Annotated in this window: 20 protein-coding genes and 4 pseudogenes; 14 read left to right on the top strand and 10 right to left on the bottom strand. The window is 67.6% G+C overall.

Translation table 11 applies throughout. The features are described from left to right. Nucleotides 1-22 precede the first annotated feature (22 nt). Both secG and ABZ484_RS35140 read left to right on the top strand, forming a co-directional pair. Nucleotides 23-274 (top strand): preprotein translocase subunit SecG, encoded by a 252-nt coding sequence (secG, locus tag ABZ484_RS35145; protein ID WP_358870023.1) that lies wholly within the window; start codon nt 23-25, stop codon nt 272-274. 131 nt (nt 275-405) lie between these two features. Further along, nucleotides 406-1,165: pseudogene (locus tag ABZ484_RS35140) on the top strand (carboxylesterase); the annotation flags it as partial. Here the strand turns inward: ABZ484_RS35140 and ABZ484_RS35135 are convergent. The 3 genes and pseudogenes from ABZ484_RS35135 to ABZ484_RS35125 all read right to left on the bottom strand — a co-directional run. Beyond that, nucleotides 1,070-2,323 (bottom strand): annotated as a pseudogene (locus ABZ484_RS35135) (succinic semialdehyde dehydrogenase); the annotation flags it as partial. The pseudogenes ABZ484_RS35140 and ABZ484_RS35135 overlap by 96 nt on opposite strands. A gap of 11 nt (nt 2,324-2,334) precedes the next feature. Continuing rightward, nucleotides 2,335-3,252, bottom strand: a complete 918-nt coding sequence (locus tag ABZ484_RS35130) for an acetoacetate decarboxylase family protein (RefSeq protein ID WP_358870021.1) — start codon at nt 3,250-3,252, stop codon at nt 2,335-2,337. Between the two features lie 99 nt (nt 3,253-3,351). Further along, the gene (locus tag ABZ484_RS35125) at nt 3,352-4,326 is read right to left on the bottom strand and encodes an alpha/beta hydrolase (protein WP_358870020.1); all 975 of its coding nucleotides are present in this window, start codon (nt 4,324-4,326) and stop codon (nt 3,352-3,354) included. A 246-nt stretch (nt 4,327-4,572) separates the two neighbouring features. Here ABZ484_RS35125 and ABZ484_RS35120 point away from each other — a divergent pair. The 7 genes and pseudogenes from ABZ484_RS35120 to ABZ484_RS35090 form a co-directional block, all read left to right on the top strand. Beyond that, nucleotides 4,573-4,680 (top strand): annotated as a pseudogene (locus tag ABZ484_RS35120) (dipeptidase); the annotation flags it as partial. 32 nt (nt 4,681-4,712) lie between these two features. After that, on the top strand, nt 4,713-5,516 hold the full coding sequence (locus tag ABZ484_RS35115; protein ID WP_358870019.1) for an alpha/beta hydrolase: 804 nt from the start codon (nt 4,713-4,715) through the stop codon (nt 5,514-5,516). Between the two features lie 260 nt (nt 5,517-5,776). Continuing rightward, nucleotides 5,777-6,412: a cupredoxin family copper-binding protein gene (locus ABZ484_RS35110; RefSeq protein WP_358870018.1), complete on the top strand. Its 636-nt coding sequence runs from the start codon at nt 5,777-5,779 to the stop codon at nt 6,410-6,412. After that, a complete protein-coding gene (locus ABZ484_RS35105; protein WP_358870017.1) occupies nt 6,409-7,395 on the top strand; it encodes a metallophosphoesterase in 987 nt (328 codons plus the stop codon). The genes ABZ484_RS35110 and ABZ484_RS35105 overlap by 4 nt, the downstream gene beginning before the upstream one ends. Then, entirely contained in the window at nt 7,392-7,877 is a 486-nt protein-coding gene (locus tag ABZ484_RS35100) for a hypothetical protein (RefSeq protein ID WP_358870016.1), read from the top strand. Before ABZ484_RS35105 ends, ABZ484_RS35100 begins: the two co-directional genes overlap by 4 nt. Before the next feature lie 311 nt (nt 7,878-8,188). Continuing rightward, nucleotides 8,189-8,845 carry a sigma-70 family RNA polymerase sigma factor gene (locus ABZ484_RS35095; protein ID WP_358870015.1) on the top strand — a complete coding sequence of 219 codons (657 nt, stop codon included), beginning with the start codon at nt 8,189-8,191 and terminating at the stop codon, nt 8,843-8,845. Beyond that, nucleotides 8,842-9,558 carry a Rieske (2Fe-2S) protein gene (locus tag ABZ484_RS35090; protein WP_358870014.1) on the top strand — a complete coding sequence of 239 codons (717 nt, stop codon included), beginning with the start codon at nt 8,842-8,844 and terminating at the stop codon, nt 9,556-9,558. The genes ABZ484_RS35095 and ABZ484_RS35090 overlap by 4 nt, the downstream gene beginning before the upstream one ends. A gap of 183 nt (nt 9,559-9,741) precedes the next feature. On the opposite strand, the pseudogene ABZ484_RS35085 reads toward ABZ484_RS35090, so the two are convergent. After that, nucleotides 9,742-10,094, bottom strand: a pseudogene (locus ABZ484_RS35085) (VOC family protein). Between the two features lie 198 nt (nt 10,095-10,292). On the opposite strand from ABZ484_RS35085, the gene ABZ484_RS35080 reads away from it, so the two are divergent. From ABZ484_RS35080 to ABZ484_RS35065, 4 genes are all read left to right on the top strand, one after another. Next, the gene (locus ABZ484_RS35080; protein ID WP_358870022.1) at nt 10,293-11,261 is read left to right on the top strand and encodes a sugar ABC transporter permease; all 969 of its coding nucleotides are present in this window, start codon (nt 10,293-10,295) and stop codon (nt 11,259-11,261) included. Next, nucleotides 11,258-12,124: a carbohydrate ABC transporter permease gene (locus ABZ484_RS35075; protein WP_358870013.1), complete on the top strand. Its 867-nt coding sequence runs from the start codon at nt 11,258-11,260 to the stop codon at nt 12,122-12,124. Before ABZ484_RS35080 ends, ABZ484_RS35075 begins: the two co-directional genes overlap by 4 nt. Before the next feature lie 144 nt (nt 12,125-12,268). Then, nucleotides 12,269-13,471: a family 1 glycosylhydrolase gene (locus ABZ484_RS35070; protein ID WP_358870012.1), complete on the top strand. Its 1,203-nt coding sequence runs from the start codon at nt 12,269-12,271 to the stop codon at nt 13,469-13,471. Between the two features lie 136 nt (nt 13,472-13,607). Continuing rightward, nucleotides 13,608-15,029: a glucoamylase family protein gene (locus tag ABZ484_RS35065; RefSeq protein WP_358870011.1), complete on the top strand. Its 1,422-nt coding sequence runs from the start codon at nt 13,608-13,610 to the stop codon at nt 15,027-15,029. A gap of 32 nt (nt 15,030-15,061) precedes the next feature. Here ABZ484_RS35065 and ABZ484_RS35060 read toward each other — a convergent pair whose 3' ends face one another. The 4 genes from ABZ484_RS35060 to ABZ484_RS35045 are packed head-to-tail and all read right to left on the bottom strand — an operon-like array spanning nt 15,062 to nt 17,131. After that, complete coding sequence (locus tag ABZ484_RS35060) at nt 15,062-15,580, bottom strand: GNAT family N-acetyltransferase (protein WP_358870010.1); 519 nt, start codon at nt 15,578-15,580, stop codon at nt 15,062-15,064. A 3-nt stretch (nt 15,581-15,583) separates the two neighbouring features. Then, entirely contained in the window at nt 15,584-16,249 is a 666-nt protein-coding gene (locus tag ABZ484_RS35055) for a dihydrofolate reductase family protein (protein WP_358870009.1), read from the bottom strand. After that, a complete protein-coding gene (locus ABZ484_RS35050; RefSeq protein ID WP_358870008.1) occupies nt 16,249-16,785 on the bottom strand; it encodes an SRPBCC family protein in 537 nt (178 codons plus the stop codon). The genes ABZ484_RS35055 and ABZ484_RS35050 overlap by 1 nt, the downstream gene beginning before the upstream one ends. Continuing rightward, nucleotides 16,769-17,131 (bottom strand): metalloregulator ArsR/SmtB family transcription factor, encoded by a 363-nt coding sequence (locus ABZ484_RS35045; protein WP_358870007.1) that lies wholly within the window; start codon nt 17,129-17,131, stop codon nt 16,769-16,771. Before ABZ484_RS35045 ends, ABZ484_RS35050 begins: the two co-directional genes overlap by 17 nt. 238 nt (nt 17,132-17,369) lie before the next feature. Between ABZ484_RS35045 and ABZ484_RS35040 the strand changes: the two genes are divergently transcribed. Beyond that, nucleotides 17,370-17,534: a hypothetical protein gene (locus ABZ484_RS35040; RefSeq protein WP_358870006.1), complete on the top strand. Its 165-nt coding sequence runs from the start codon at nt 17,370-17,372 to the stop codon at nt 17,532-17,534. 58 nt (nt 17,535-17,592) lie between these two features. Here the strand turns inward: ABZ484_RS35040 and ABZ484_RS35035 are convergent, their stop codons facing one another. Both ABZ484_RS35035 and ABZ484_RS35030 read right to left on the bottom strand, forming a co-directional pair. After that, nucleotides 17,593-18,360, bottom strand: a complete 768-nt coding sequence (locus ABZ484_RS35035; RefSeq protein ID WP_358870005.1) for an NPP1 family protein — start codon at nt 18,358-18,360, stop codon at nt 17,593-17,595. Between the two features lie 26 nt (nt 18,361-18,386). Continuing rightward, the coding region (locus ABZ484_RS35030) for a chitinase (protein ID WP_358870004.1) at nt 18,387-18,773 on the bottom strand (387 nt) is incomplete at its 5' end.

The raw sequence follows: 18,773 nt of genomic DNA, 5'->3' as shown, positions 1-18,773 counted from the left end.
CGGGGACACCGGGCGCCGCCCGGTGGATCAGCGCACCGGTCTGCTGGAGGTCCGCGCGGATCCGCTCCGGCGTCCAGGCGGACATGTCGTCGTGGGACTCCAAGAAGGAAAAAGTAATGGACTTTCAGGTGCTATCAGTGGCGGCGCAGAACAGTTATTTGGTAAACAAAAACAAAAACAACGTGGCGTCGATTTATTCTTGCATAGATTAACAATAATTTTATCTGTAATATTCTTTTTACTTATGATTGGCATAAGTTATCTTGGTTTATAAGGTCCGACGATGTTCATGTCGGGCTTTTTTATTTATAATAAAGAGAAAATGAATGGTAGAGATATTGACTAATAAAGGGAAGTCGTTTGATATAAAAATGGTTTATGAATACTTTTGGAAGAGGGATGAACATCATGCAAATTAAACTACCTAAGCCTTTCTTTTTCGAAGAGGGCAAGCGTGCAGTATTGTTATTACATGGATTTACAGGTAATTCTTCAGATGTAAGACAATTAGGCCGTTTCTTACAGAAAAAGGGCTATACATCTTATGCGCCACAATATGAGGGACATGCTGCACCACCTGAAGAGATATTAAAATCAAGTCCATACGTATGGTTTAAAGATGTCTTAGATGGCTATCAATATTTAGTTGATCAAGGATATGATGAAATCGCAGTTGCGGGATTATCATTAGGTGGCGTTTTTGCTCTAAAATTAAGCTTAAACAGAGATGTTAAGGGTATTATAACTATGTGCGCTCCTATGGATGATAAGTCATCGAGCACAATTTACGACGGGTTTTTAGAATATGCTAGAAATTTCAAGAAATATGAGGGTAAAGATCAAGCGACCATTGATCAAGAAATGGAACATTTCCATCCAACTGAAACACTTGAAGAATTAAGTGCTACAATGAAAGGCGTTAAAGATCAAGTGGATGAAGTGATGGACCCAATATTAGTTGTTCAAGCAGAACAAGATAAAATGATTGATCCTCAATCAGCAAATTATATATATGAAACTGTAGAATCTGATGATAAAGATATTAAATGGTATGCGAACTCAGGACATGGTACGGGTAGACCGAGACGACAGGGCCGAAGGTCTCGTGGGTGAAGAGCGTCATGTCAGGGGTGACATCGGCGAGGATCGTCGGTTCGTAGAACAGTGGCCCCAGGTCCGGCCGTGCCCTTGCGCCGGCGAGGACGGTGGCGCCCTTGGCGACGGCGTCGTCCACGTGCTCGGTGACGGTCTGAAGCTGGGAGGTGGTGGTGAGACTGCCGACATCGATGCTGTAGTCGTACGCGGCGCCGATCCTGAGCTGCTTGGTGTGCGCGACGAAGGCGGCGACGAACCGGTCGTGGATCGCCTCGGCCACGTACAGGCGCTCGATGGAGACGCAGAGCTGGCCGGCCGAGGGGAAACACGCCGCGACGGCGCCGTCCGCGGCCTTCTCGAGGTCCGCGTCGTCCAGGACGATCATGGCGTTCTTGCCGCCGAGTTCGAGGGAAGCCCCGATGAGACGCTCTCCGGCGTCGCGCGCGATCTTGCGTCCGGTAGCGGTGGAGCCGGTGAACATCATGTAGTCGGCGTTGTCCATGAGGGCGCCGCCGATGGAGCTGCCCCGCCCGACGACCATCTGCCACACCCCGGCCGGCAGGCCGGCCTCGTGCATCAGCTCCAATGACCACAGCGCGGTGAGCGCGGTCTGGGTGTCGGGCTTCTGGACGACGGCGTTGCCGGCCATGAGGGCGGCGATGGCGTCGCCGGCGGCCATGCTCAGGGGGTAGTTCCATGGGGAGACGACCGCGACGACGCCCTTGGGGTGGCGCAGTTCGGTGGTGTGCGTCAGCAGCGGGATCGCGCCACGGCGGCGCTTGGGCTCGAGGTACCTGGCGGCGTTGCGCGCGTAGTACCGGGAGGTGATCGCGATGTCGACCACCTCGAGGAGCGCGTCGCGGCGGGTCTTGCCGTTCTCGGTCTGCATCAGATCCAGCGCCTCGTCCCGGCGGGCCAGAACCAGGTCGTGGAAGCGCAGGAGGATCTTCTTGCGTTGGCTCACTGAGGTGGCGGCCCAGGCCTTCTGCGCGATACGGGCGCGCGCGAACGCGTTCTCGACGTCCGCCGGGGTGGCGACCGGCAGGTCGGCCAGGGGGGCTCCGGTGTAAGGGGCCTTGGTCGTGACCCGTACGGCGTCGGTTGCCGCTGCGGCCCGCGTGGCCAGCCGTTCGATCCGGGCCGGGGTCAAGGACGCGGGCAGGCCGGTACCGCGAACAGCGGTGGGCCGGGCGGTGGCGGGAGGGGTGGTGGCGTGGTCGGTGGCCATGGCAGGACTCCTCACCACCGGTTCCGGACGGAGGTCGGGACCGGCATGTGCAGCGCGAGCTGGCCCTCGGTCACGACGTCGAACTGAACAGGCCGGATCGGCTTGAGTGATCGCAGGTCGTCGGCCATGCGGCCCTCCCCGACCCGGAGCGCGACATCGCGCGGGAGGAGCGTGGTGCCGGCCGACAGGACGTTGGTCTGGCTCAGGGTCGAGTGCCACGCGCCGTCGATCGCTGTGTACGAGGTCAGGGACGAGACACGCTCACCGCTGCGGTGAGCGGTCTGAGCCGGCGTGGCCGCCGAGAGTGCCAGGTCGACGCCGCCGGAGTCGTTGGCCACACGCGCCGTCGTCCGGGTGGTGTCGATGTCGACGTCCAGCTCGGTGACCCACTTGGGGAAGCCGTATCCGTCGTGGCCGCGCACCTGGGCGATCTCGGTGCTCACCGGCAGGGAGAGCACGTACGAGTCGAGATGCTCGTTCTTGAGACCGGCGACGAGGTCGAAGAAGCCGAGCTTGCCGTGGCGCGCGGGCTTCACGGCGATCCCGACGGCGGCTTCGGTGTAGAAGTCGATGTCGCACACGTCGTACCGGAAGAACATGACCGAGATCAGGCCGAGTCCCGGTGCGACCTGCAGGGGCGCCAGCTCCCTGGGCAGGCGCGTACGGATCGCGCGGGAGGGGGCCAGCATCGTGAGCCGGGCGGTGGCGATGCGGTAGTAGAAGTTCGGGGTGAGCGTGGGCCCGATCGGGGAGTCGACCCTGGTCTTGGGCAGCCGCCGGAAGAAGTCCACGCCGCTGACGCGGGGATCGCGGGCGACCTCGTCGAGGTCGGTGTCCATCCGGTACCGGTCGTACAGCCCGTCCCTCGGGACCGTGACCGTACGGCCACCCAGGTCGACCTTCACTGATTCCTGCTGGAGTGATGACACCGGCGCAGCTCCCTCGCTCGAATGTTAGCGGTGATTACATGAGCGTAGCCGCAGATGTAAGCACCGTCAACAATGCAGGGGGCGTCACGCGCGGCTGCCTCAACCGCCGTTCAGCGCCGTCCTCAGGAAGTCGACGGCGATCTTGCGGGCGATGTTGGCGGCGCGGGTGTCACGCAGGCTGTCCAGAAGGAGGAAGTCGTGGACCATGCCGGCCACCCGTACCGCGGTGACGTCGACACCGGCCTCGCGCAGCTTGTTGGCGTACTGTTCGCCCTCGTCCCGCAGCACGTCGGCCTCGTCGGTGATGACCAGGGTGAGCGGCAGGCCCCGGAGCTCGTCGAGGGATGCCTGGAGCGGGGAGGCGTGCACCTCCGCGCGCTGGGCCGGGTCGGTGGTGTAGGCGTCCCAGAACCACTTCATGGCGTCGCGGGTGAGGTAGTAGCCCTCGGCGAACTGCACGTAGGAGGGGGTGTCGAAGTCCGCGTTGGTCACGGGGTAGAGCAGGCACTGGGCCTTGAGGTCGATGCCCCCGCGCTCCTTGTTCATCAGCGCGAAGACGGCCGACATGCAGCCGCCGACCGACTCGCCGGTGACGGCGACGCGTGAGGTGTCCAGGCCGTGCTCCGCGCCGTGTTCCATCACCCACTGGCCCACCGCGTAGTTCTGCTCCACCTGGGTCGGGTACTTCGCCTCCGGCGCCCGGTCGTAGACGGGGAAGACGCCCGCGGCGTTCGCACCGACGGTGAGTTCGCGGAAGAGTCGGTCGTGGGTCTTGTCGTCCCCGAAGACCCAGCCGGCGCCGTGGATGTAGAACAGCACCGGCAGCGGCCTGCTCGCGCCCTTGGGCCGGATGATCCGGGTGCGGACCGTGCCCCAGTCACCGGTGTCCACATCGACCCATTCCTCGTCGACGTCCGGGCGGGGCACGCTGGGGTCGCTCTGCAGGCCGAGCAGGATGTCACGGCCCTTCTCCGGAGGGACCTCGTAGATCCGGGGGTGCGGGTCGGTGGCCTCGGCCAGCTCCTTCGCGGCGGGTTCGAGGTACGGGGGGATCGGCGGGGGAAGCTGGGCCATGTCCACTCCATGTCACGAGCACGTGCGTGCCCTGTTCGTGCGGCCCGCGGCCCGACCCGGTCGTCGCGGGGACGTACGGTCCTCGACGGCATCGACCTCTCCAGCCGCGACGGGTCGGTCCCCCCTGATGCCCCCCTTCCATCGTCATGGCCCGACCGTGAAGCGCAACCAGAGCGCTCCCTCCGACAGATCGCTCCCTCCGACGGTCGAGCGGGCGGGCCCCTCTCGAGGCGAGGATGATCCGACGAGCGGATCCGGTCGGCGGCGAGCCGCCTCGTGTCACCACCCGAGATCGCTCCGCACAGTGCGGGAGCGGCGGTGGATGCGACACTCGCGGACGCGGCCGGCCGTGAGCCGCCCCAGCGGATGCACGCTAGGGTGCGCAGATGACGTGGACCGAGCGTGTGGTCGAGCGGGAAGGCGTGCGGCTTGTCTGCCGGGACTGGGGCGGAGACGGGCCGGCGTTGGTGCTGCTGCACGGACTGGCCGGTCATGCGGGTGAGTGGGACGCCCTCGCGAGGTCCCTGAGCTCGGAACACCGGGTGGTCGCGGTCGACCAGCGTGGTCAAGGCGCCAGCGACCGTTTCCCTTCGGACGTCTCCAGGGACGCCTTCGTCGAGGACGTCGTCGCCGTGGCAGATCAGTTGGGCCTGGAGCGCGTTGTTCTTGTCGGACAGTCGCTGGGCGGACACACGGCCATCCTGGCCGCCGCGAGGCATCCTGAGCTGGTCCGTGCGCTGGTGGCCGTCGAAGCCGACGTGAGCGGTCCCGACCCCGAGTGGCCGGCTCATATCCGCCGGTGGTTCGACTCGTGGCCGGCCTCCTTTCCGTCGCGCGACGCCGCGGTCCAGTTCTTCGGCGGCGGACCGGTCGGCATGGGCTGGGCGGATGGCCTGGAGGAGCGCGGGGGCCAGTGGTGGCCCCGCTTCGACCGGGAGGTGATGGTCCGGTCCGTGGCGGATGCAGCCCAGCGGTCCCTTGCCCACGAGTGGGGGCGCATCACGTGTCCCACTCTGCTCATCCTCGCCCAGTCGAGCTTCATCTCGCCTGCGCGGGTCGATGACCTGATGCGCCGACGCGTCCCGACCGTGTCCGTCAGCATTCCCGGAACCCGCCATGATCTGCACCTGGAGCAACCCGACATCGTGCATGGGCTGATCTCCCCGTTCCTCGCCGGCCTTTCCGCGTAGGGCCGTATGAGCTGCGCCGACCCCGACGGAGACGACGACCGCCGGTGACCGCGCGAGCAGGGCCGGCCAGAGGGGCGGCGACACCCGGCTCTGACACAGCGGCACGGGTTTACGGCTCGTGCCACGCGTGACGGTGAGCCGGGCAACGACGGTTGCCGCGGCGGCAACAACGGTTGCCGCGCGGGGGGCCGCTACGGGCCAGCAGCGTGTAACACGCCCTCCTATTCCTCTGTGGATCCGCCGGGGGCTCTCGCCCGGCGGTGGAAGGCACCCACCCCTTGCCGGGTGGCCGAACACGAGGAATCCCAGTCATGCAATCGCGCACATTCGGCTCCGCTCCCGCGAAGAAGCCGCTGCCGCCGCGGCCGTCCTTCGCCCGGGGCATGAATCCCCTGACACGCAAGCCGCGTACCGGCGTCGTCGCCCTCGCAGTCGTCGGTTCCCTCGGACTGCTGTCCGCGTGCGGCGGTGGTTCGGGCGGGAACAAGGCGGACGCCGGGCTGAAGGGGTCGGCGGCCAGCAGCCTGCCGGGTATGCCGGGCGCTTCCGGTGCCGCGTCCTCGATGCCCGGTATGGACATGCCGTCGACGTCCGGCGCAGGCAGCGCGAGCGCGGCGGCATCGGCACCCGCACCGGCCTCCGGAACCGCGGTGGCGATCAAGAACTTCGCGTTCTCGCCGGCGGTACTGACCGTGACGGCCGGGACCAAGGTGACCTGGACGAACCAGGACGCCGACGCGCACACGGTCACCAGTGACGGATCCGGTGGTCCGTTGAACTCGAAGGCCATGAACACCGGTGACACGTTCAGTTACACCTTTGCCAAGCCTGGCACGTACAAGTATCTGTGCACGATCCATCCGTTCATGACGGCGACTGTGACGGTGACGAAGTGAACGGGCACGGTGGACACAGCGGGCACGGCGGGCAGGTCCAGGAGCAGGGCGTCGGCGAACACGGCATGACGCGACGGCAGTTGATGCGCCATGCCGGGTGGTTCGGCGGCGCGGTGGTACTCAGTGTCGTCGGCGGAGAGGTGATCAGTCAGGTCGCCCACGGCCACGACAGCCCCGCCGCCGCGACCGCCGACGACCCGCACACACTGCGATTCGTGCAGGTCTCCGACAGCCATATCGGGTTCCAGGGCCCGGCCAACACCGACGTCGTGGGCTCCTTCGAGCACGCCCTGGGCACGATCAACTCCCTGGGAAACCGGCCGGATTTCGTCATGCACACCGGGGACCTGACGCACCTGTCGACCCCCGCGCAGTTCGACCAGGTCAAGCAGATGCTGTCCACGGCGCGGACCGACCGCGTGTTCGTGGTGCCGGGCGAGCACGACTCGGTGGGCGACGGCGGCAAGGCGTACCGGCAGACCTTCGGCGCGAACACCTCCGGCGACGGCTGGTACAGCTTCGACACCCACGGGGTGCACTTCCTGGCCCTGGTCAACACCCTCAGCCTGGAAAAGCTCGGCCACCTGGGCACCGAGCAGATCGACTTCGTGCGCAAGGACCTGGCCGCAGTGAAGTCCGACACCCCGGTCGTGGTGTTCAGCCACATCCCCCTGTTCGCCATGTACCCGAAGTGGGGCTGGAGCACCGACGACGCACTCCAGGTGATCAACATGCTGCGCCGCTTCTCGTCGGTGACGTGCCTGAACGGGCACGTGCACCAGCTGTTCACCAAGACCGAGGGCAACATCACCTTCCACTCGGCCACCACGACGGCCTACCCGCTGCCCAGGCCCGGCACGGCCCCGGCCCCCACGCCGCAGGTCCTGCCCGCCGGGCGGCTCAAGGACGCCCTGGGCATCCGCAGCGTCACCTACCACGAAGGCGACCACGCCCTGGCCGTCAAGGAGGAACGACTCGCATGAGCACTCCCGCCCTCCGAATGCCCCTCCGCATGCGCCCGGTCCGGCTCGTTCCGCTGCTGATCCGGCTCGCCGTCGTCGCCACCGTCACCGAGAGCGGCTACCTGCACGCCAAGCTCTACGTCAACGGCTACCGCTTCGTCCCGCACATCGGAGTGATGTTTCTCCTCCAGGGCGCGGTCTCGTTCGCGGTGGCCGCGCTGCTGCTCTTCGGGGACCCCCTGATCCTGCGACTGGCCGCCGCGGGCACCGCGCTCGGCGCGCTGGGCGGCTTCGCGCTGTCCCGGACCACGGGCCTGTGGGGTTTCACCGAACGCGGCTTCCAGCCGCATCCCGACGCGTTCCTCAGCGTGCTCTCCGAGACCGCGACCCTGCTCCTGCTCGGGTGCCTGTGGACGTACACGCTGCTGCGGCGCCGGGCGGCCGGCGCACGTGCGGACACCACGGACTCCACGTCACCTGCCGTCGGCACCGCGACGACCTGACCACCGCCGGGCCACACAGGGCCGGAGCGGAGTCGTGCACCGGGTGACAACGTCCCCGAGATCCCCGTGCGGCAGGGTCCCCGCTGAGCGGTGTGTAACCCGGCCGCGTATTGGAAGGTGACCGGCTCGCGGCGTGACCGCGGGGGTCGGGGGTTTGGGTGGTCACCGCGGCTCGTGTTCCGCTCCTTGTCGGGGGAGAGGAGCGGAACACGAACCGTCCCGCAATGACGCACGAGAACACGCGAGGCGGTCTCCGGATGCGACGGCTGTGGCAGAGAGCAGGCTCGGGCGCACAGGCTCCAGGCGAGCCTGTGGGGCAGGCGCCGCCGGACGAAGAGGACCGGGCGGAACGGCGTAGCTCCGAGGAGCGCGCCGCCCCCGCCCGGCCCCGGCAGTTGCCGACCGCCGTCTATCCCGGCTGGGAGGCGATCTACGAGGACAACGTCGGCTGGATCCACCGGCTGATGTACAACAAGGTCGGCAACCGCCCCGACGCCGAGGACCTCACCTCGCAGGTCTTCCTGACCGCCCTGAAGCCACTGCGGACCACCGCGACCGTCGGCGAGGTTCGCGCCTACCTGCTGGCCACCGCCCGCACCGTGCTCGCCGCGCACTGGCAGCGGACCCTGGGCCGCCAGATCACCGTCATCGACATCGACGTCACCGACCTGGAGGACTACGCCGAGCCGGTCGGGCACCATGTGTCCAGCCGTGCCGAGGAACACGCCGGGCGCATCCTGGCGGCCCTGCCCGAGCGCCACCGCCGCATCCTCAGCCTGCGGTTCCTGCTCGGATACTCTGTGAAGGAGGCCGCAGCCGACATGGGCATCACCGTCGCCAACGCCAAGGTGCTCCAGTACCGGGCACTGCGCAAGGCCGCCGGCCTGGAACCGTACGAGGCCGCCCGGCCCGGCGAAAGCACGACAGTCCCGGATGACCGGCGCGCGGGGGATGGGGGGCCGCGGTGAGAGGCACAGCCGACCACTACATCAACCGACTGCTCGCCGGGCGACGACCCAAGGCGTTCACACCCACCGACGACGACGCGGCCCGGATCCGCGCCGCCGTCGAACTGGCGGGCTCCAGCACCGAACAGGCCCGGCCCACCGACGCCTTCGTCGACCGGCTGCGCGACAAGCTGGCCGCCGAACTGAAGGAGGAGCCCGACAGGCAGCCCAAGTGGCGCCTTCTGACGGCACTTCGGAGCGACCGCCGCCGCTTCCTGCGCGCCGGACTGATGTCCGCAGCCGCCTTCGCCATCGGACTCGTCACGAAACCGCTGCTCAGCGCGGACCCCGCAGCTCCGGCCGCCCAGAGCGACCTGACGCCCTCCCACGGCACCTGGCAGACGGTGGCCACCAGCGCCAAGCTGCCCGAAGGCGCCGTCCTCGACTTCGACCTCGGAGCCGTCACCGGCTTCGTGCACCGAACCTCCGGACACCTGCGAGCCGTGTCCGGGGTCTGCACCCACCAGGCCTGCCGCCTCACTCTCAACGACACCCGCGACACTCTGGCCTGCCCCTGCCACGGCGCCACGTTCGCACTCGACGGCGGCCCGCTCCACAACTTCCACTCCCACCGGCCCCTCCCCGCACTCCCACGCCTCGCCGTCCGCGAGTGCAACGGCCAGATCCAGGTCTACGGACCCCTGACGACCCCGCCACCGCCCGCCCGAACCTGACCCCCTGCCGGTCTCCGGCACCATCGCCGAAGGCCGAGGTCGTTCGTCGAGACGTCGGGCGAGTGCGAAGCACACGGCCAGTTGGCGGGTACAGGGTCGTGTGCGGCCGGCGCGGCCGGTGCGGCCGCAGACGGCGTGCAGCGCGGTGCGGATCAGGCGTCAGGCTGTCTCGGCCGTGACTCGTCAGGCGGGCTGCCACAGCTCGATCCGATTGCCTTCCGGATCGGTGACCCAGCCGAATCGGCCGACACCCTCCATGTCCTGCGTCTCTTCGACCACGTCCGCTCCCCTGGCGCGCAGTTGCGCGAGCATCGCATCCAGGTCGCGAACCCGGAAGTTGAGCATGCTCTGCTGGGCGCGGGACCCGAAGTAGTCGGTCCCGGCCTCGAACGTCGCGAACACCGTCGCCCGGCTCCCTGACGCCACAGGCCGTTCTCGTCGACGTCCATACCCAGACAATCGCGATACCAGGCGCTCAGGGCCTCCGGGTCGGCGGCACGCATGAAGTACCCACCGATTCCAAGCACTCGTTCCATGCCGACATCCTGCCAGGACGGCTCGAGGAGTCGCCTACGTTCATCCCGACGAAAATTCCAAGGCTCTTTCAAGCGTCCGGTGGGTTTTGCTGAGGTCGACGGGGCCACCAGGCCGTTCGGTGCGCCGCTCTTCGCCATGAGCCCATCCGTCTGCCGCCGGCGTGGCGGGATACTGCTCTGCGGCTCTGCGGCTCCGCGCTGCGAAGAGCCTCGTACGCGGCCACGGCCGGACCCAGGCCGGTCGCACCGTCCAAGCGGTCGACGCACAGGACGGGCCGACGCCGCCCGCTGGGCCGGCGCAATCTGCACGGCTGGCTGTTCTCCACCCCGTTCCTGGTGCTCTTCGGCCTCTTCATGCTCTTCCCGATCGTCGCCACGCTCGTGATGAGCTTCACCGACTTCGGGGCCCGCAACGTCACCCGCCCGCTGGAAGCGAAGTTCGTCGGCGTCGACAACTACGTGCGGCTCTTCAGCGACGACACGTTCCGCAAAGCACTGTTCAACACCGCCTGTTTCGTGGTCGCCGGCGTGCCGCTGACCATCGTGCTGGGACTGCTGGTGGCCATCCTGCTCAACAACGGCATCGACCGGGCCCGCACCTTCTTCCGGGTCGGCTTCTACGCCCCGGTGGTCACCGCCATCGTCGCCGTGGCCGTCGTCTGGCGGTTCGTCCTCGACCCCTCGGACGGCCTCGTCTCCGGTCTCGCCTCCGAGCTGGGCATGACCGCACCGGACTTCCTCGGCTCGGGAACCTGGGCCATGCCGTCGCTGATCGCGATGGCGGTATGGCGCAACCTCGGCACGGTGATGGTGCTGTTCATCGCGGGGTTGCAGGCCGTCCCGGCCGAGGTGCGGGAGGCCGCGCGGCTGGACGGCGCGGGCGCCTGGCAGGAGCTGCGCCGCATCACCGTGCCCCTGCTGCGGCCGACGATGCTCTACGCCACCGTCATCACCACCATCGGCTACCTCAACGTCTTCGAGGAGCCCTTCGTGATGACCCAGGGCGGCCCCTCCAACTCCACCCTGACCGTCTCCCTGGACATGTACCGGGAGGGCTTCAACTTCTTCCACATGGGCTACGCGAGCGCCATGGCGTACGTGCTGTTCGTGGTGATCATGGGGATCACGGTGCTCCAGCTCCGACTGCTGAAGGACAACACCCGATGAGCGCGCCGACAGCACCCGCCCCCGCCCACCGCCGCACGTCCCGCGCCCGCACACCCGTGCTCTACGCGGTCGCCTCACTGGGGCTGCTGGTCATGGCCGCACCGTTCCTGTGGATGGCGCTGTCGGCGTTCAAGACGAAGAAGGACCTCACGGCCAGCCCGCCGGTGTGGATCCCCGGCCAATGGACGCTGGGCAACTTCCGTGATCTGCTCGACCAGCTGGACATGCCGCGCTACTTCATGAACTCGCTGATCGTGGCGGTGCTGGTGACCGTCTGCAATCTGCTGTTCTGCTCCATGCTCGGCTACGCGCTGGCGAAGCTGGAGTTCACCGGCCGGTCCAAGGTGTTCGGTCTCGTGCTCGCCGCCCTGATGGTGCCGGGCAACCTGCTGATCCTGCCGCTGTACGTGCTGATGAACAAGCTGAACCTCATCGACACCTACGCCGGGCTCGTCCTGCCCTTCGCCGCCGGAGCCTTCGGGGTCTTCCTGATGCGGCAGTTCATGCAGTCGATCCCCGACGAGCTGCTCGAAGCGGCCCGCATCGACGGCGCCGGCGAGTGGTACATCTTCTGGCGCATCGTGCTGCCGCTCGTCAAACCCGCCCTGGCGACCCTGACGATCTTCACGTTCCTCGGTTCCTGGAACAACTTCGTCTGGCCGCTGATCGCCACGAACGATCCCGGCAAGTACAGACTGCCGGTGGCGTTGGCGACATTCGCCAACGACCCCAACCGCACGGTGGGCGGCGGCAACGGCATGCTCATGGCCGGTTCGCTGCTGATCGTGCTGCCGGTCCTGGTCGTCTTCGCCGTCCTGCAGCGCCACTTCACCCAGGGCATCGCGACCGCCGGGCTCAAGTAGCCCCAGCCCCTCTCCACACGCCACTCATCCCCATCTCACCGCGCCATCCCCGATTCACCGGCGCGCACCCGTGACACGTGCGCGAGCCTCCACGGCCGGGCCTGCACGCACCAGAGAACACGCACCAGAGAAACAGAACGGACGATGATGCAGACTTCCACGCCCTTCCCCGACGGCTTCCTGTGGGGCGCCTCCACCGCCGCCCACCAGATCGAGGGGAACAACGTCAACAGCGACTGGTGGCGCAAGGAACACGACCCGGCGGCGAGGATCGCGGAGCCGAGCCTGGACGCCTGCGACAGTTACCACCGCTGGGAACAGGACATGGACCTGCTCGCCGGCCTCGGCTTCACCGACTACCGCTTCAGCGTGGAATGGGCCCGCGTCGAACCGGTCCGCGGCGCCTTCTCGCGAGCGGAGATCGCGCACTACCGGCGCATGGCGGAGGGCGCCCTGGCCCGTGGCCTGCGTCCGATGGTCACCCTGCACCACTTCACCGTGCCGCAGTGGTTCGAGGACCTCGGCGGCTGGACCGCCGACGGGACCGCGGAGCTGTTCGCCCGGTACGTCGAAGCGTGCGCGCCGATCATCGCGGACGGCGTCCGTCACGTGTGCACCATCAACGAACCCAACATGATCGCCGTGATGGCGGGCGCCGCCAAGGCCGACGACCAGGGCTTCCCGCCCGCCGGGCTGCCGACCCCCGACGAGGAGACCACCCGCGCGGTCATCGCCGCGCACCATGCCGCCGTCAAGGCGGTACGCGCCATCGACCCCGGCATCCAGGTCGGCTGGACCATCGCCAACCAGGTCTACCAGGCCCTGCCCGGCGCAGAAGAGGTCACCGCCGCCTACCGCCGTCCCCGCGAGGACGTCTTCATCGAGGCCGCCCGCGGGGACGACTGGATCGGCGTCCAGTCCTACACCCGCACCAAGATCGGCCCCGAGGGTCCCATCCGCGCACCCGAGGACGCCGAGCGCACCCTGACACAGTGGGAGTACTACCCGGCGGCCGTCGGCCACGCCCTGCGCCACACCGCCGACGTCATCGGCCCGGACACGCCGCTGATCGTCACCGAGAACGGCATCGCCACCGCCGACGACACCCGCCGTGTCGACTACTACACCGGCGCCCTCGAAGCGGTCGCCGCAGCGATCGAAGACGGCCTCGACGTCCAGGGCTACCTCGCCTGGAGCGCCCTCGACAACTACGAATGGGGCTCCTACAAGCCCACCTTCGGCCTCATCGCCGTCGACCCCGTCACCTTCTCCCGCACCGCCAAGCCCTCCGCCGAATGGCTCGGCGGCCTGGGACGCACGCGAGAACTGCCGCGCGCCACGCGCTGACGGCCGCGATCGCGCCCCCGATCCGGGAGCCGGTGGCCCCTGACACCACCGGCTCCGCGCACCACCCCCTTCAACGACAGGCACCCGCACCGAACTTCCACCCGTTCCGCCCGCATTACTCCGGGAGTTGGACCGCATGAAACGTCGTACGTTCCTCACCGCCGCCGTCGCCGGTACCGCAGCCCTGGGCACCGCCACGTCCGCCACCCCGGCCGCGGCGGCGTCCCAGCGCCGCGCCGCGTCCGATCCCGCGCTGCCGCGCACCTGGTTCGAGGCGACCTACCGGTCCCTCACGGCCATGACCACCGATCCCGGCCTGGCCGCCGACAAGATCGACGTCAGCGGAGCCGGCACGCCGGTGCCCTCACCGCAGACCTCACCGACCAACATCGGCTGCGGACTGTGGTCGACCGTGACGGCGGCCGGCCTGGGAGTGATCTCGCCCTCCGTCATGCACCAGCGCCTCGACCGCACCCTCACGGCCGTGGAGGGCCTGGAGCGAGCGCACGGCTTCTGGTTCAACTGGTACGACCCACACGACGGATCGGTCCTCACCAGCTGGCCCGAGACGGGCGACCCGGTCCGGCCGTTCCTCTCCACCGTGGACAACGCCTGGCTGGTCACCGGCCTGAGGATCGCCGCCGACGCCGACCCGGAACTGCGCCCGCGTATCGCCCGGCTCCTCGCCGACGCCGACTGGTCCTACTACTACACCCCCTACGACCCTGCCGATCCGGTGGCCGGACCGGGCCAGCTGCGCGGCGGATACTGGCCCGACAAGCCCGGCAAGGGGGAGCCCACGGGCCACCACTACGGTGCCTTGAACACCGAACCCCGCATGGCGAGCTATCTCGGCATCGCCGACGGCTCCCTGCCCGCCGAGCACTACTGGCACCTCTTCCGCACCCTGCTGCCCGGCATGGGCCAGGAGCAGCAGCCCGAAGGCGCCTACGTCACGGTGGACGGCGTACAGGTATGGCAGGGCCATTACACGTACCGAGGCCGCAAGCTCGTGCCCACCTGGGGCGGCTCGATGTTCGAGGCCCTGATGGTGCCCCTGTTCGTGCCCGAACCCGAATGGTCTCCTCAGTCGTGGGGAGTCACGCACCGACGTTACGTACGCAGCCAGATCGAGCACGGCCTGACCGAGGAGAAGTACGGCTACTGGGGATTCTCGCCCGCGAGCATCCCCGAGGGCGGCTACCGCGAGTACGGTGTCGACGCGATCGGCATGCAGGAGGACGGCTACAACTCCCTGGGTGTCGTCACCCCGCACGCCTCCTTGCTCGCCCTGCCCCACGCCGCGACCGAGGCCATGGCCAACCTCACCGCCCTGGCACGCGACTTCGGCGCCGACGACGACCGGTACGGCTTCCGCGACTCGGTCGACACCGCCACCGGCCGGGTCAGCGACTTCGTCCTTGCCCTGGACCAGGGCATGATCGCCGCCGCCATCGCCCAGCATCTGCGTCCGGGCCTGCTGCAACGCCCCTTCCGCACGGGCGGCTTCCGCTCCCGCGTGCGACCGCTCCTCGGCAAGGAACGCTTCAGCCTCTGACGAACCCGAAGGGTCCTGCGAAGTCGACGGGCTTAGGTGAGCTCCTTCCGCATCAACGTGCACATCGTTTCGTAACGGCGCAACGATCCATCGGGGGCCTGCTCGTCCCACGAGTCCGGCTGACGGGCGTACGCGACATATCCGAGTCGTTCGTACAGTGCACGTGCCCGGGGATTGTTCTCCTCCACAGCCAGCTCGGCCAGGCGCAGACCGCGGTGCCGGATCCGCAGTTCCGCGGCCTGGACAAGGAACGTGCCGATCCCGCAGGACTGCAACGCGGGGTGGACCGCCAGCTGCCACAACGTGCCGACGCCCGCCTTGACCTGGTAGTCGACGCCGCCCTTCGCCACAGGGATGTCGGTTGCGGGACAGACCGCCAGGTAGTCGACCTCACCGGTCCGGACCCGCTCCAACTGCTCGGCGACGCCCGCCAGATGGTGGTCGGACCCTGCCCACCCGCACGACGCCAGGTCCGCGTGCACCAGGTCACGGACTGACAGCCTCAACACGATGTCGGTCGTCTTCGGTACCTCATGGCCGGCGTGGTCCACCGGCTACCGCTTCCCGACGGTGTAGGTCAGGTGGGTCACCCGGGATGACGCGTCCGCGCGGGTCTGGGTGAGGGTGAGGCGGTCCGGGTCCACACGGTCGAACAGGCGGATGCCCGTGCCGAACAGCACGGGCGCGAGGGTGATCGAGAACTCGTCGATCAGGCCGCTGTCCAGGTAGTCCTGGATCGTCTCGGCGCCGCCGGCGATGCGGACGTCACGGTCGCCGGCGGCCTGTCGGGCCTGGTCCAGTGCGCTGGAGATGCCGTCGTTGACGAAGTGGAAGGTCGTGCCGCCCGGCCGCTCCCACGGGTCACGCTTGGTGTGGGTTATGACGAACACCGGGGTGTGGAACGGCGCCTCCTCCGGCCATGCCAGCTCGCCGGCGTCGAACATGCGCTTGCCCATGACGCTCACGCCGGTGCGCTCGTACGTCGCCCGAGCGATGTCGTTGTCGAGTCCTTCCTCGCCGCCCTCGCCGAGCTTGAGGTTCTCCCGGAACCACCGCTGCGGGAACAGCCACGACTGCAACTCCGACCACTTCGTCATCCAGCGCTGGACCCTCGGGTCGTTCTGACCTCCGGGCGAGAAGACGTCCTCGACGGGCACGGCCTCCGGTGCCATGAAGCCGTCCAGCGACATCGTCACGCTGAAGAACACCTTCCCGGCCATCAGCCCTCCGCTTCCCTCGGTGTGGTCTCGTTCCGGGCGGTCTCGTTCCCGGTGAGTTCGGCGACGTAGGCCGCCAGGTGGCGCAGCGTCTGCCGGCCGCCCTCGATCGCGTGGTACTTGTCCACCGCCTCGTCGCGCAGCTCCTTGCTGGGGAACACCGTGCGCATCACGATCCGGGTCTCCTCGCCGGCCGGCTCGAAGGTCAGGACCGACTCGAAGGCGTTGGGGTCCTCGCGGGACTCGCCGTGCACCAGCGCGATCCGCTCCGGCGGGACGATCTCGGTCCAGGTGATCCACTCCTGGTAGTCGGTCCCGTCCGGCCCATGCATCACGAAGGACCAGGCCCCGCCCGCCCGGAACTCGAAGGACCGCGTCGTGGTGGTGAAGCCGTCCGGTCCCCACCACCGCGACAGGTGCCGGACCTGCGTGAACGCCTCGAACACCAGCTCCCGTGGGGCACCGATGGCCCGGGAGATCACGATCTCGCGGTCCGCGGTCGTGCGGTCGGGCCCGCCGCCGCTACTGGTCGTCGTCATCCGGTGGTTCCTCCTGCCTTGCCTGTTTCAGATCCCGCACGTACTCGTCCAGCCGGTCGAAGGTCTCGTTCCAGAACCGTTCGAAGCCGCCCACCCACTCGTGGACCGGCCGCAGCCCGCGGGCGTCCAGGCCGTACAGCCGCTGTTTGCCCGCCTCGCGCACCCGCACCAGTCCGACCTTGCGGAGCACCCGCAGGTGCTTGGACGCCTGCGGCTGGCTCATCCCGAGGTCCCGCGCCAGTTCGGTCACGGGCCGCTCGCCGCCCCGCAGCAGCATCAGGATCTCCCGCCGCTGCGGTTCGGCGATCGCGTTGAACGCGTCCGAGGTCGTCGCCGCTCGTGCCATGACCTCATCATATGCCTATATCGGCATGTGTCAACGGCCGTGTGAGGGCATCGCCTGCGGGGTCGCCGCGCCGATTCCTGCATCTACCTGCTCAGTCGAGCATTCGTGCGAAGAAGATGTCGCCCGATCGGCCTACACGAACCCCGCCCCGATGTGCGGCGTACCCCGTTCGGCCGCACGGTGGGCGTGACCAGGTTGCCGCCGAGCGACAGCTGTGATCGCTGTGCGGGGAGGCGTCATGATCGTGATTGCTCTGCTCGTCCCGGAGATACTGCTCATCGCGATGTTCGCGCTGACCGCCCTGGAAAACCTCCTGTTCCCGCCACCGGTACCCCGGCAGGAACAGGAGGTGATCGAAGAACAGCCGCTTCACCCTCACGGGCTGCCCGGCTCATCGGACTGACGCATCGCCCAGCTGCGCCGCTCCTCCCGCGGGCGCGGCACACGCCGCGCTCCGCGGGTCAGGCGTTGGGGTCGAAGGGGATGCCCGACGGCATGGAGTGCGCCAGTGCGTACGCGAAGTCGCCGTCCTTGATCTTGATGGTGGCTGCGCCGAAGTCGGCGCTCATCAGCTTGTCGCGGAAGCCGGGAGGGTAGCCGTTCCAGCCCACCAGGCGCGGGTAGAACCAGCCCCCGGTCACGTTCTCCGGGGGCTCGTCGTTGCTGTTGGCGAAGCGGAAGTCGTGGGTGGAGAGGCCGTCCTTGTGGTAGACGATCTTCGGGTGCGTGCCGTCGAAACGGACCGAGGAGCGGGCGGCCACCTGGTAGCTGGTGTGCTGGGACACGGAGACGTACTGGACCTCGTTGTTGTTGATCCACACGACGACGTGCTCCCAGTCGTGGGTGTGCCCGATGGCGAGCGGGCCGTAAGTCGCCTGGTCCTTCTCGAAGTAGCTGGCGTACACGACGGCACACCAGCCGTTGTTGCACTTCTCGCGTGAGTAGGTGTTGGCGTTGGCGAGTTGGGCGTAGTCGTGGCAGTGACCGTTGACGTCGCCGCCGAGTTTCAGACCCGGGTTGATGGTCCCGTCGGCGCCGATGGCTGCCGTGGCGTAGCAGCCGTCGCCGTCGTAGTCGTAGGCGGGGGAGAAGGTCTGCTCCAGACCGTCGGCGTTCTGCGGCAGCAGGGTGAGGACGTTCGCGTGGGCGCTCGCCGGAACGGCCACGACGAGCGCCATCGCGCCCACCGCTGCCAGCAGGGTCTTGGTCAGGGACTTCACGTGGGGCATGACGGCTCCTCGTCGGGCAGTTCGCGTCAGCAGTACAGGTTGCTGCCCGGTGAGACACCGAGGATCTGGGTGAAGCGCTGGTAGGCGTCGACACGGCTCTGCACCTGGGCCGGGTTCTTGCCGTCGCATTCGAGGGAGCCGTTGATGCTACGGATGGTCTGGCCGAATCCGGCGCCGTTCACCATGGCGTTGTGCGGGGTCATGGTGCCCGGTCCTGACTGGGTGTTCCAGTACCACAGGCCGGTCTTCCAGGCGACCGAGGCGTTGTTCTCCACCTGCCAGGGGTTGTTGAGCAGGTCGATGCCGAGCGCGTCACCGGCCGCCTTGTAGTTGAAGTTCCAGCTGAGCTGGATCGGGCCGCGTCCGTAGTACGCCGCCTGCCCGGCCGGGCAGCCGTAGGGCTGACTCCAGTC

Origin of the sequence: Streptomyces sp. NPDC006393 (assembly GCF_040628575.1) — a bacterium.
Taxonomy (GTDB): domain Bacteria; phylum Actinomycetota; class Actinomycetes; order Streptomycetales; family Streptomycetaceae; genus Streptomyces.
This window is presented reverse-complemented; position numbering and strand designations above follow the sequence as displayed.

Excerpts from the sequence above, each read along its gene's own strand:
- ABZ484_RS35100 (WP_358870016.1), top strand. The coding sequence starts at position 7,392 with ATGAGCACTCCCGCCCTCCGAATGCCCCTCCGCATGCGCCCGGTCCGG.
- ABZ484_RS35125 (WP_358870020.1), bottom strand. The coding sequence starts at position 4,326 with ATGGCCCAGCTTCCCCCGCCGATCCCCCCGTACCTCGAACCCGCCGCG.
- ABZ484_RS35065 (WP_358870011.1), top strand. The coding sequence starts at position 13,608 with ATGAAACGTCGTACGTTCCTCACCGCCGCCGTCGCCGGTACCGCAGCC.
- ABZ484_RS35035 (WP_358870005.1), bottom strand. The coding sequence starts at position 18,360 with ATGCCCCACGTGAAGTCCCTGACCAAGACCCTGCTGGCAGCGGTGGGC.
- ABZ484_RS35070 (WP_358870012.1), top strand. The coding sequence starts at position 12,269 with ATGATGCAGACTTCCACGCCCTTCCCCGACGGCTTCCTGTGGGGCGCC.
- ABZ484_RS35055 (WP_358870009.1), bottom strand. The coding sequence starts at position 16,249 with ATGGCCGGGAAGGTGTTCTTCAGCGTGACGATGTCGCTGGACGGCTTC.
- ABZ484_RS35040 (WP_358870006.1), top strand. The coding sequence starts at position 17,370 with ATGATCGTGATTGCTCTGCTCGTCCCGGAGATACTGCTCATCGCGATG.
- ABZ484_RS35045 (WP_358870007.1), bottom strand. The coding sequence starts at position 17,131 with ATGGCACGAGCGGCGACGACCTCGGACGCGTTCAACGCGATCGCCGAA.
- ABZ484_RS35075 (WP_358870013.1), top strand. The coding sequence starts at position 11,258 with ATGAGCGCGCCGACAGCACCCGCCCCCGCCCACCGCCGCACGTCCCGC.
- ABZ484_RS35050 (WP_358870008.1), bottom strand. The coding sequence starts at position 16,785 with ATGACGACGACCAGTAGCGGCGGCGGGCCCGACCGCACGACCGCGGAC.
- ABZ484_RS35115 (WP_358870019.1), top strand. The coding sequence starts at position 4,713 with ATGACGTGGACCGAGCGTGTGGTCGAGCGGGAAGGCGTGCGGCTTGTC.